The organism is Streptomyces prunicolor NBRC 13075, from assembly GCF_000367365.1.
GTDB classification, from domain to species: domain Bacteria; phylum Actinomycetota; class Actinomycetes; order Streptomycetales; family Streptomycetaceae; genus Streptomyces; species Streptomyces prunicolor.
In genome coordinates this window covers 1-11,139 of record NZ_BARF01000170.1, presented here as the reverse complement: position 1 = coordinate 11,139, position 11,139 = coordinate 1, and the positions used below count along the sequence as shown (strand labels likewise).

Genomic DNA, 11,139 nt, shown 5'->3' with positions numbered 1-11,139 from the left:
ACAGCGGCGCCTACAGAACCGCCAGATCCACAACCCAGAACGCCAGCGCCGCCACAATCGCAGCCGCCGGCATCGTGATGAACCACCCCAGCACGATGTTCTTGGCAACACCCCACCGCACGGCCTTCACCCGCTTCGTCGCCCCGACACCCATGATCGCCGAGGTGATGACATGCGTGGTCGAAACCGGCGCCTTGAAGAGATACGCGGTGGTGAACATGATCGCCGCACCGGTCGTCTCCGCCGCGAACCCCTGCGGCGGATCCAACTCGATGATCTTCCGCCCCAACGTCCGCATGATCCGCCACCCACCCGCGTACGTCCCCAGCGACAGCATCAACGCGCAGACGATCTTCACCCAGACCGGGATCGGATCGCCGTAGGTCGAATGCCCGGAGATCACCAGGGCCATCACCACGATGCCCATGGTCTTCTGCGCGTCCTGGAGACCGTGCCCGAGAGCCATACCCGCCGCGGAGACGGTCTGCGCGATCCGGAACCCCCGCTTGGCCTTGTGCGGATTGGCCCGCCGGAAGATCCACATGATCGCCGTCATCACCAGATAACCGCCGACCAGACCGACGACCGGCGACACGAACATCGGCACGACGACCTTGTCGACGACCCCGTGCCAGATGACATCCGTACCGCCCGCGAGCGCGGCCCCCACCATCCCGCCGAACAACGCGTGCGAGGACGACGACGGCAGCCCGAAGTACCAGGTGACCAGGTTCCAGGTGATCGCGCCGATCAGCGCCGCGAAGAGGATGCCCATCCCCTTCGACCCCTCGGGCGTCTCGATCAACCCCTCACTCACCGTCTTGGCGACCCCGGAACCGAGAAACGCACCGGCGAGGTTCATGACGGCGGCCATCGCCAGCGCCGCGCGCGGAGTCAGCGCCCGCGTCGAGACGGACGTGGCGATGGCGTTCGCAGAGTCGTGAAAACCGTTCGTGTACGTGAAAAAGAGCGCGACCAGAATGGTCACGACCAGAGCGAAGGTGTCCATGGAGAGGTCAGGACTCCTTGACGGCGATGGTCTCCACCGTGTTCGCCACGTGCTCGAACGCGTCCGCCGCTTCCTCCAGCACATCCACGATCTGCTTGAGCTTCAGCACCTCGATGGCCTCGTACTTGCCGTTGAAGAGCATGGCCAGCAACTTGCGGTGGATCTGGTCGGCCTGGTTCTCCAGGCGGTTGACCTCGATCCAGTACTCGGTGAGGTTGTCCATCGTCCGCAGATTCGGCATGGCCTCCGCGGTGAGCTCCGCGGCCCGCGCCAGCACCTCGATCTGCTGCTCGACACCCTTGGGCAGTTCCTCCACGTTGTAGAGGACGACCAGGTCGACGGCCTCCTCCATGAAGTCCATGATGTCGTCGAGGCAGGAAGCGAGGTTGTAGATGTCCTCGCGGTCGAAGGGCGTGATGAAGGAGGAGTTCAGCTGATGGAAGATCGCGTGCGTGGCATCGTCACCGGCGTGTTCCGCGGCCCGCATACGCTCTGCGATCTCGGCCCGGCCGGCGGTGTCCGCCCCGAGCAGTTCCATGAGGAGTTTCGAGCCCGTGACGATGTTGTCCGCGGACGCGGCGAACATGTCGTAGAAGCTCGTCTCCCTGGGGGTCAGACGAAAGCGCACAAGGGGTCCTCGGGAAGCATGGGTTTCGGTCAGGCTGATGCTAAGTGCATCATCCGGCCACGGCTAATGGGCCGTCCCCCAGTGTCGCCCATCAGGCACAGTGATCCGCACGGGGGCGTACCAAGGGCCCTATACCCAGCAAAGTTCGTTACGATATACCCACTAGGGGTATATGTCTGGAGGACGCGATGGACGCCATGACGACCACCGAGGCCGACGCGGCGGCGGCGCCCTCCGAACCGGCACACGAATCGACCGACGCACCGGTCACGCACGGTTACCACCACCAGAAGGACGAGCACCTCAAACGCCTGCGCCGGATCGAGGGCCAGATCCGCGGCCTGCAGCGCATGGTCGACGAGGACGTCTACTGCATCGACATACTCACCCAGGTGTCCGCCTCCACGAAGGCCCTGCAGTCGTTCGCGCTGCAGCTCCTGGAGGAGCACCTGCGGCACTGCGTCGCCGACGCGGCGGTCAAGGGCGGCGAGGAGATCGACGCGAAGGTCGACGAGGCGACGAAGGCGATCGCCCGGCTGCTCCGCACCTAGCGCCCCGGCCTCTCGGGGATGTCCCGTTCCTCGGCGACCTTCAGCACCTCGTCGATGCTCTCCAGGCTGAGCCGGTCCTCGGCGGCCGAGGCCGCGATGATCAGGTCTCCGCACAGCTCGATCTCGGCGAGGGCCACGTGGTCCTGAACTGCCGTACCGCCGACCGGAGCCACGTGCATCACCTCTTCTCTGCCGTCACCGACTTCCTAGAGTAGGGAGCGGTCTACACAACGCGCATGGCACGGACGGGCTAGTCCTCACCCCGCCGCACACCGATCGTTTCAGGTCACTTCTCGGCGATCTGCCCGGCGTAGATGTCCTTCGACGCCGGAAGCCGTACGTCCACGGGGGCCCCGAAGTCGTACAGCAACGTCGTCGAGGCGACCGCCACCGGGTTGTGGCGCTGCCCGTTGACGAAGCTGAACCGCTGCCGGAGCTTGCGGACGCGCCCCTGGTCGTCGAGGTAGACGTCGAAGGGCACCCGGGCGGTGGCGAACCCTTTCGCCGCCGACCTCAGGGCCGCCTCGTTCCCCTCCGACGCGCTCCGCGCGGCGACGGCGAGATCGGCGACCCCCTGATAGTGACGCACCGAGGCCCCGGCCACCTCCGTCTTCCCCAGATACGTCGCGGCAGTCGTCCCGCGCAGCAACTCGGCGGCGGCGTACGGGTCGGTGGCGCCGCCGGTCACGAGGTTGCCGTCGGTCAGCGTCCCGGTGTCGACCCGTACCCATTTGTCGGCGGGCACTCCGGCGCCCCGGTTCTTCATGAACAGGGCGCCCGGCGCGAGGAGTTCGGTGATCGGCCGGTGCTCACTGGCACCGGCCGGGTCCTGCGGCAACTGCACCTTCAGTCGGCCGAGTTGGCGGCGGAAGTCGTAGACGCCCTCGCCGCGGATGGTCACGCGGGTGCCGCCGGTGGCCATCTCCATGGACGTACGGGCCTGTGAACTCCCCGCCGCCACAAGGGTGTCGGCCGCGCGCCGCACCACCGCGGACGCGTCCCCGGCGCCTCGCGCGTCGGCGGTGGCCGCCCCGTCACCACCGCCGCACCCACCGGTGCCGACACAGACACCGACCATGAGTCCCGCCGCGGCGACCGCCCCGCCGGCCCGCCTGTGCTGCCGCTCCATAACCTGCCGTACCCCCGTACGTCGTCACGGGCCCCTGTCGTTCCGCTTAACGACGGGTGGGTGGGCCCGTCACGCGCTGTGGCGGCCGTACAACCGCCCTATGACCGTCGCGCGACCGCCATACGAGCGCTTTACCCGGGCTCGGTACCTTGGTCGATGTGGCGCAGCAGGACGAACGACAGGCTCCCCCCGCACATCCCGAACATCGCACGACGACGGTCGAGCAGGGTCCCTTCTGCTTCGCCCGCTGCGTCTGTGGCTGGCGGGGCCCGGCGAGACGGGCGAGAAGCCAGGCGAGGACGGACGGCGCAGGACACCACCCGCCTGTTCCGAACCTGTGACATGCGCACGAGAACTTGTGGGGTCCGGACCGTATCTCATTCCACGTAACCCCACAGGAGGCGAAATGGAACGGCGTTCGTTCATAGGTGGCGGCGTGGCCGCGATAGCGGCGGTCGCGACCACCGCGTGCAACGGCAAGAACACCGGCGGCGGTGACTCGTCCGCGACGGCGGCCAACGCCTCCACCTCGACGAGCACATCGGGCCTGCGCACCACCACCGCGGCCGCCGCCGCCAACTGGGCCGCCCTGGCCCGTGAGCTGGACGGCACCCTGGTCCGCCCCGGTGACGCCTCCTGGAAGACGGCCCACCAGCTCTACAACACCCGCTTCGACTCCCTGAAGCCGGCCGCGGTGGCGTACGTCGCGAACCCCGACGACATCCGCTCGGTCCTCTCCTACGCCCGCGCGCACAACATCCGGGTCGCGATCCGCAACGGCGGCCACTCCTACGCCGGTTACTCCTCCGGCGACGGCCGCCTGATCGTCGACGTGTCGAAGCTGAACAAGATCAGGGCGAGCGGTTCCTCCGCGGTCGTCGGCGCCGGCGCCAAGCTGATCGACGTGTACCGGGGGCTCGCGGCGAAGGGCGTGACCATCCCCGCCGGTTCCTGCCCGACGGTCGGCGTCTCCGGCCTCACCCTGGGCGGCGGCCACGGCGTGGTCTCCCGGGCGTACGGCCTGACCTGCGACAGCCTCACGCAGGCGACGCTGATCACGGCGGACGGCAAGCAGCTGGTCGCCAACTCCACTGAGAACAAAGACCTGTTCTGGGCGCTGCGCGGCGCGGGCAACGGCAACTTCGGCGTGGTGACGGAGCTGCAGTACAAGACCCACCCCGCGCCGCAGGCCGTATCGGGCTATCTGACCTGGCCGTCGTCGATGGCGGCGGCCGTGGTGAAGGCCTGGCAGGAGTGGGGCCCGGACCAGCCCGACGAGATCTGGTCGTCCTGCCACCTCACGAACACACCGGGCGGCACCCCCAAGGTCTCGGTGGCCGCGTTCTCCCTAGGCACTTACAACGAACTCCAGAACGCGGTCGACAAGCTGGCCCACCTGGTCGGCGGCAACGCGACGAGCGTCTCGCTGAAGCGGCACACGTACGAGGAGTCGATGGAGGCGTACGCGGGCTGCACGTCGTTCTCGACGGACGCCCAGTGCCACCTGCCCGGCTCGACCCCGGGCCGCTCCCCGCAGGGCGCGCTGGCGCGGGAGACCTACGTGGGCCGCTCCGACTTCTTCGACCGCTCGATCTCGGCCACGGGCATCCAGACCATGCTCAACCAGATGAAGGCGGTCCGCGGCAACGCGGGCGACATAGCCCTGACGGCCCTCGGCGGCGCGGTCAACCGCGTCTCCCCCACGGCAACGGCCTTCGTCCACCGCCGCTCCCGCATGCTGGCCCAGTACATAGTCTCCTGGCCCTCCGGCACAGCCGGCACCTCAGCCCAGTCCTGGCTGACGTCCTTCCACAACGCCATGAAGCCCTACGCCTCCGGCGCGGCCTACCAGAACTACACCGACCCAACTCTTACGAACTGGCGCAAGGCGTACTACGGCGACGCGTCAACCCGCCTGGCCACCTTGAAGAAGCAGTACGACCCGAATCACTTCTTCACGTACCCGCAGGGGCTGTAAGCATCGGTCCTGCAACGCCCGTCTTTTAGGGGCGCGGGACTGCATCCATCTGCGGCTCCGCCGCGCGGGCGCGACCCCCCAGGGCGAGCAGTAAGCCCACGGCTCGGCAACACCCTCAGGGGCGCGGGGAACTGCGCGACCAGCCACAGCGGACCCGCACACGACGAACCGACCTCCCGGCGGAGCAATCACGCCGCGAGGTCCCGCTCCTCCGTCCCCGAAGTCTCCGTACGAGTCCCCGGAATCACAGCGCCCCGCCCAACCCCCCGGGCCCCGGCCGACCGAACCAGCCACCCGCCCCACGACGAGCCCTCGACCACCTTCAGCACCGGCGTAAGCAGAGCCATCGCAACCGGCGAGAGAAGCAGAGCAGCAGCCGTACCCAGCGCGAACCCACCAACCACGTCGGTCGGATAGTGCACGCCCATATAGACCCGGCAGAACCCTTCGAGCAGCGCCACTCCGATCCCCACCAGCCCGAACCGCCGATCCGCAACGAACAACGCGACGCCCATCGCCATGGTGATGGTCGCGTGGTCGCTGACGAAGGAGTAGTCGGTCTTCCCGGAGATCAGCACATCGAGCCCGGTGTGGTCGAGGAACGGCCGGGGCCGCTCCACGAACCCACGAATGGGCACGTTCACAAGCACAGCGAGCGCGGCAGCGACCGGCGCCCACACCAGCGCGGCCACAGAAGACGCCGCATCCTCGTCCCCCCGCCGCCGCACGGACCACCAGCACCACACCACCAGCAGCACCATCGCGACGAGCAACCCGTACTCACCGACGAACTCCATGCCCCGGTCGAACCAGTGCGGCGCGTCCTTGGCGAGTCCATTGATGTCATAGAGCAGATCGACGTCGGGATTCGACCCGGATTCGGCGAGTACAGCCATGGTGCTGCGGCTCCTTCGTCGTAGTTCCGGACGCACCTCTCGTGCGCATTACTGAACAGGAACGCACGGTCCCGCTAAATACGTTCCACCCTCTACCGAATGATCACTCAGACGTTATCGAAGAGAGACTCATCGCCGCAGCTCAGGGGGTGGGTTCACGCTCGGTTCACACCGTCGTGGGGAGCGCTTTCGCGCCATCTTCGGTGACCCGGGTGGCACCGAAGTAATCGGGGGTGTCAATGGGGTCGAACCGGATCACAGCACCCGTCCGGGGTGCGTCGATCATGTACCCGCCGCCGACATAAATCCCCACATGCCGGATGGCCCGTGAATTGGTCAGGTCGTCCGAGAAGAACACCAGATCTCCCGGCAGCAATTCGGCCCGCTGCGGATGCGGTCCCGCGTTGTACTGATCGTTCGCGACGCGCGGCAGCGTGATCCCCGCCTCGGCGAACGCGGCCTTGGTCAGCCCCGAGCAGTCGAAGCGCCCGCCCTGGTCGGCCGTACCGTTCCCGCCCCACAGATACGGCGTGCCGAGCTTGGTCTGGGCGTAGGTGATGGCGGTGGCGGCCTGCTCGGAGGGATCGACCCGGCTGACGGGCGCGGCGAAGCTCTGCGAGAGCGTCGTGATCGTCTTCACGTAGTTCTTGGTCTCGGAGTACGGCGGCACGCCCCCGTACTTGATGACCGCGTACGCCCCCGCGTTGTACGAGGCGAGCATGTTCGCGGTCACGTTCCCCGGCACGTCCTTCACATACGAGGCGAGCTCGCAGTCGTAGGTCGCGGCCGACGGGATCGCGTCATTCGGATCCCATACGTTGCGTACGCCGTCGCCGTTGCCGTCGATCCCGTGCGTGGCCCAGGTCCCGGGGATGAACTGCGCTATCCCCTCGGCCTTCGCCGGGCTCTTCGCGTTCGGGTTGAACCCGCTCTCCTGGTACAGCTGGGCGGCGAGCAGCGCGGGGTTCAGGGCGGGGCAGAGGTTGCCCCACTTCTGCACGAGCGCCGAATACGCCGTCGGCACCGCGCCCTTGGCGAGCGCGACGCTCCCGCCGCCGGCCCCGTTCACGAGGTTCCCGGCGACGAGGTAGACCCCGACGACGAGCAGCATCACAAAGCTGAGCCCCAGCCCAACCGCGACCCCACCGGCCACCCATACTTTTCGCACGGCTCAACCCTCCCCCATGTCAGCCCTGTTCAAGGCCATTTCGGGGCAGGGTGGCGGCATTTCGCCGTGCTTCCACCACATCTGACGCGTATGCAGCGCGTCGCCGGAGCCACGCACCGCTCCTTATTACGGGTCAGTCATCGCGATTACGGGCCAGTCGTCATGATTACTGCCAGTCATCGCGATTACAGGTCAGTCGGCATGATTACGGGTCAGTCGTGGCGTCCTTGTACAACTCGGCCGCCTCTTTCCCGAACACGACGCTGTACGAGATGTCGGGCGTCAGTCCGCCCTGCTCGTGCCCGCCGATGACACCCACGACCTGCTCGTCGCCGTTCACCCAGGGGCTGCCGCTGGTGCCGCCGGTGAAGCCGGGGCAGTCGATGCGCTGCTGGGTGCTGCTGTGCCGGGTGGGTTTGTTGGTGCAGCTGATGGGCTGGTCGGTGGCGGAGGGGTACCCGGTGACGGTCACGGCGGTGGCCCCGGTCGCCATTCCGGTGGTGAACCGGTCGGCCCCGACGACGTCCTCGATATTCTTACCGCCCACCTCGACGACCGTGGCGAAGCCGATGTCGCTGTCCTCCGCCTGCCCCTTGGACCACCCGTCCGGCAGGAACCGCTGCTCGATCTTCCACACCCCGTACGGCGCCCTGCCGTCCCGGTATCCCGGCACGAACACGTCACCGGGGTCGCCGTCCAGGCAGTGGGCCGCGCTGACGATGAGGTTGTGCCCCGCGCTGTGCACCACGGACGCGGTGCAGTGGTGCCCGCCGGCCAGGCTGGTGGCATGGGCCGCCCCGAACAGGGCGCCCACCCGGGCGCTCTGCTTGCTCGCCACGGTCACGGTGGTCACACCGAAGGGCCCGGGACCGTCGTCGGCGGTCGCCACGGACGCGGAGGTCAGCGCCAGCGTCACCACGGCGACGAACAGCGCGTACCTACGGTTGCCCGCGAGGCGAGCGGAACGGGAGATGCCTGAGCTGCGCTTCATCGGCCCCCACTTTGTCCCACGAAGGTGAGAAAGGACGTCGACGTTTGCTGAGATTTCGCTGTGAACGGCTCATTCCTGGCACGCGCGATCGCACGTTCGGGGCTTCGTCCGGCGGTCCGACCACCGTACTGTCCCCCCACCTCTCCCGCCTCTCCTGCGTCTCTCCTGCGCGATACTCAAACCTCTTCCCACACTCGACAGACCCATTCCCGCACTCGCCGAAGGAAACCTCCGTGTCTGACATCCCCCCCGACCTCACCTGGGAACGAGCCGCCCCGCCGGACGCCACCGGCCCCGGCCCCTGGATCGAGCTCGCCTTCGGTGAGGGAGACGACGGCGAGGCCCCGGTCTACATCCGCGAGACCAGCGACCCGGAGAACGTCGTCACCACCAACCGCCGCAAGTGGGACGCCTTCGTACTCGGCGTACAGGCGGGCGAGTTCGACCACTTCGTGGAGGGCGTGGAAGACGCGACGGACAAAACAGCCGCGGAAACGACGAACACAACAGCCCCGGAAATCACGGAAATCGGGCCGGATGCGCCGGATACGCCGGATGCATAGAAGCCGCGTCTTCGCCCTCCTGATCGACACCCCCGGCCCGGAGGCCGCCGCGGCGGCGGCCTTCTGGTCGGCGGCGCTCGGCACCCCCGCGGAACCGGTCCCCGGAGAGGAGCAGTTCACCACGCTCCACGAGGCAATCCCCGGCCTGGTCACGGCGGTTCAGTCCATCGACGACCCCAACCCGCGCTTCCACATCGACATCGAAACGGACGACGTGGAAGCGGAGACCGCCCGCCTCCTCGCCCTCGGCGCAACCGAGACCGCCCGCTGGCTGGAGTGCCGGGTCCTGCGCGCCCCCGGCGGCCACCTGCTCTGCGTCCTGCCGGTGCACAGCGCCCCCGAGGTCTTCAACACCCGGGCCCGCACCTGGAGTTAGCTCGCGGCGCCCACGAGCGGGAACACCGCCCCGGTGAGCTCCTCCGAAGCCGTCCACAACCGCTCCGCCGCCGCCACATCACTCGCCGCCGCGCTCCGCCCCACCAGCGTCGGCGCGCCGCGCATCTCCATCGGCCCGCTCGGGCCCACGAAACTCGCGCCCGGAAGATCCTGGGTCGCCGCGAAGAGCGTCGGCAGGGCGCCGCCCTTGTCGTCCTGGGCGACGACCTTGTTGCCGACGGCCATGAGCACGCGCGTGACCGGGTTCGCCGTATGGCTCTGGAGGTTGGTCGCCGCCCAGCCCGGGTGGGCCGCGAGGGAGCGGACGCGTGAGCCCGACTCCGTGAGCCTGCGCTGGAGTTCGAGGGTGAAGAGCAGGTTGGCGAGCTTGGACTGGGAGTACGCGCGCTGCGGGGCGTAGATGCCGTCCAGGTTCAGGTTCTCGAAGTGGATGAAGCCGTCGCCCATCCGGTGCGCGCCGGAGGAGACGGTCACCACCCGGTCGGTGATGTGCAGCAGCAACAGGTTCGTGAGGGCGAAGTGGCCCAGGTGGTTGGTGCCGAACTGCATCTCGAAGCCGTCACGCGTCCGGCGCTCGGGGAGCATCATCACGCCCGCGTTGTTGACCAGCAGGTCCAGCGGCCCGTCCCACCTCTCGGCGAACTCCCGCACGGACGCCAGATCCGCGAGGTCCAGCCGCCGCACCTCGGTACTCCCGCTCACCTTGGCCGCCGCGGCCCGCCCCCGCTCCAGGTCCCGTACGGCGAACACGACATACGCGCCCGCACGGGCCAGCTCGACGGCGGCCGCGAACCCGATCCCACTGTTGGCACCGGTGACGACGGCGATACGCCCGGAAAGATCAGGAATCCGCCCCGCATCCCACTTGCCCTCGCTCTTGCCCGTGCCCGTGCTGCTGATGGTCTTGTCCGTCTTGTCCACGCCTCCCAATGTAGGCAACGCCAACAATGCTGTCAATGACAACAATGGTGACGCCGACAACAATGTCGGCATCGACAACATCGGGATACGATGGCTCGCATGCCTGTACGCCCCTATCACCACGGAGACCTGCGCCAAGCCCTCCTGGCGAGCGCGGAACGGACCCTGCTGGAGAAGGGGGTCGCGGCACTGTCCCTGCGCGAACTGGCCCGGGACGTCGGGGTCAGCCACGCCGCCCCCGGCCGCCACTTCAAGGACAAGCAGGCCCTGGTCGACGCGCTGGCCCTGACCGGCTTCGAGCGCATGGCCAAGGAACTGACCGCCGCCGACAGCCCCGACCTCCCCCTCGAAGCCCGCCTCACCGAACTGGCCAGGACCTACGTCCACTTCGCGGTCTCGAACGCCGAGCTGCTGGAGGTCATGTACTCCCGCAAGCACGACCCGGACATCTCCGAGCAGCTCCGGGCGGCGGTGGACGGCACGACAACCCAGTTCGTACAGATCGTCATCGACGCCCAGGAACGCGGCGAGATGATCCCCGGCACCCCCTGGACCATCGCCCTGGTCATCGGCGCCGCCCTCCACGGCACAGCCTCCTTCGCAGCCCAGGGCACCCTCACCCCCGAGGCCGCGGTAGCCGACATCCCCGCCCTGGTCCACCACTTGCTGAACGGCCTCAAGCCCCGCGAGAACGAGCAGTGAGCGACAACTACTTGACGCTCATTCCGACCGACCCGTACTGGCAACCCGGCCGGGCCGCCGCACATCACGCCAAGGCCGCCCTGTCCACCCTGCTCCCCGACGCCGACGCCCGCCGCGGCCCGACAGCCAGGTGGCTTCAGGAGCGCTACACCGAAGGCTTCTCCACCCTCCTGGTCACAACCCCCTAGGGGCGCGGGACTGTATCGC

The 11,139-nt window shown here is 68.1% G+C and carries 15 protein-coding genes; 7 read left to right on the top strand and 8 right to left on the bottom strand.

The features are described 5' to 3' along the window. Positions 1 to 10: 10 nt before the first annotated feature. Positions 11 to 1,009: an inorganic phosphate transporter gene (locus SPR02S_RS54390; protein ID WP_019065445.1), complete on the bottom strand. Its 999-nt coding sequence runs from the start codon at positions 1,007 to 1,009 to the stop codon at positions 11 to 13. A gap of 7 nt (positions 1,010 to 1,016) precedes the next feature. Beyond that, positions 1,017 to 1,637, bottom strand: a complete 621-nt coding sequence (locus SPR02S_RS54385; protein ID WP_026151758.1) for a DUF47 domain-containing protein — start codon at positions 1,635 to 1,637, stop codon at positions 1,017 to 1,019. 197 nt (positions 1,638 to 1,834) lie between these two features. Here SPR02S_RS54385 and SPR02S_RS54380 point away from each other — a divergent pair, with 197 nt between their 5' ends. Next, a complete protein-coding gene (locus SPR02S_RS54380) occupies positions 1,835 to 2,188 on the top strand; it encodes a metal-sensitive transcriptional regulator (RefSeq protein ID WP_026151757.1) in 354 nt (117 codons plus the stop codon). Here SPR02S_RS54380 and SPR02S_RS54375 read toward each other — a convergent pair. After that, positions 2,185 to 2,367 carry a hypothetical protein gene (locus SPR02S_RS54375; protein ID WP_019065442.1) on the bottom strand — a complete coding sequence of 61 codons (183 nt, stop codon included), beginning with the start codon at positions 2,365 to 2,367 and terminating at the stop codon, positions 2,185 to 2,187. The genes SPR02S_RS54380 and SPR02S_RS54375 overlap by 4 nt on opposite strands. A 107-nt stretch (positions 2,368 to 2,474) precedes the next feature. Further along, a complete protein-coding gene (locus tag SPR02S_RS54370; protein WP_019065441.1) occupies positions 2,475 to 3,317 on the bottom strand; it encodes an SCO4651 family lipoprotein in 843 nt (280 codons plus the stop codon). A 158-nt stretch (positions 3,318 to 3,475) separates the two neighbouring features. Here SPR02S_RS54370 and SPR02S_RS65590 point away from each other — a divergent pair, with 158 nt between their 5' ends. Both SPR02S_RS65590 and SPR02S_RS54365 read left to right on the top strand, forming a co-directional pair. Further along, the gene (locus SPR02S_RS65590; protein WP_078623315.1) at positions 3,476 to 3,658 is read left to right on the top strand and encodes a hypothetical protein; all 183 of its coding nucleotides are present in this window, start codon (positions 3,476 to 3,478) and stop codon (positions 3,656 to 3,658) included. 65 nt (positions 3,659 to 3,723) lie between these two features. After that, positions 3,724 to 5,295 (top strand): FAD-binding oxidoreductase, encoded by a 1,572-nt coding sequence (locus tag SPR02S_RS54365; RefSeq protein ID WP_019065440.1) that lies wholly within the window; start codon positions 3,724 to 3,726, stop codon positions 5,293 to 5,295. A gap of 188 nt (positions 5,296 to 5,483) precedes the next feature. Here the strand turns inward: SPR02S_RS54365 and SPR02S_RS54360 are convergent, their stop codons facing one another. From SPR02S_RS54360 to SPR02S_RS54350, 3 genes are all read right to left on the bottom strand, one after another. Then, positions 5,484 to 6,191 carry a phosphatase PAP2 family protein gene (locus SPR02S_RS54360; protein ID WP_019065439.1) on the bottom strand — a complete coding sequence of 236 codons (708 nt, stop codon included), beginning with the start codon at positions 6,189 to 6,191 and terminating at the stop codon, positions 5,484 to 5,486. A 166-nt stretch (positions 6,192 to 6,357) separates the two neighbouring features. Continuing rightward, positions 6,358 to 7,302, bottom strand: a complete 945-nt coding sequence (locus SPR02S_RS54355; RefSeq protein WP_019065438.1) for a bifunctional lytic transglycosylase/C40 family peptidase — start codon at positions 7,300 to 7,302, stop codon at positions 6,358 to 6,360. A 262-nt stretch (positions 7,303 to 7,564) separates the two neighbouring features. Beyond that, complete coding sequence (locus SPR02S_RS54350) at positions 7,565 to 8,350, bottom strand: trypsin-like serine peptidase (protein ID WP_019065437.1); 786 nt, start codon at positions 8,348 to 8,350, stop codon at positions 7,565 to 7,567. 233 nt (positions 8,351 to 8,583) lie between these two features. Here SPR02S_RS54350 and SPR02S_RS58670 point away from each other — a divergent pair, with 233 nt between their 5' ends. Further along, complete coding sequence (locus SPR02S_RS58670; protein WP_019065436.1) at positions 8,584 to 8,913, top strand: hypothetical protein; 330 nt, start codon at positions 8,584 to 8,586, stop codon at positions 8,911 to 8,913. Continuing rightward, entirely contained in the window at positions 8,906 to 9,289 is a 384-nt protein-coding gene (locus SPR02S_RS54340) for a VOC family protein (protein ID WP_019065435.1), read from the top strand. The genes SPR02S_RS58670 and SPR02S_RS54340 overlap by 8 nt, the downstream gene beginning before the upstream one ends. Here the strand turns inward: SPR02S_RS54340 and SPR02S_RS54335 are convergent. Beyond that, positions 9,286 to 10,230: an oxidoreductase gene (locus tag SPR02S_RS54335; RefSeq protein WP_019065434.1), complete on the bottom strand. Its 945-nt coding sequence runs from the start codon at positions 10,228 to 10,230 to the stop codon at positions 9,286 to 9,288. The two genes, SPR02S_RS54340 and SPR02S_RS54335, sit on opposite strands and share 4 nt — an antisense overlap. A gap of 90 nt (positions 10,231 to 10,320) precedes the next feature. Here SPR02S_RS54335 and SPR02S_RS54330 point away from each other — a divergent pair, with 90 nt between their 5' ends. Both SPR02S_RS54330 and SPR02S_RS54325 read left to right on the top strand, forming a co-directional pair. Next, positions 10,321 to 10,932, top strand: a complete 612-nt coding sequence (locus SPR02S_RS54330) for a TetR/AcrR family transcriptional regulator (protein ID WP_026151753.1) — start codon at positions 10,321 to 10,323, stop codon at positions 10,930 to 10,932. Then, on the top strand, positions 10,929 to 11,120 hold the full coding sequence (locus tag SPR02S_RS54325; RefSeq protein ID WP_019065432.1) for a hypothetical protein: 192 nt from the start codon (positions 10,929 to 10,931) through the stop codon (positions 11,118 to 11,120). Before SPR02S_RS54330 ends, SPR02S_RS54325 begins: the two co-directional genes overlap by 4 nt. Positions 11,121 to 11,139 lie beyond the last annotated feature (19 nt).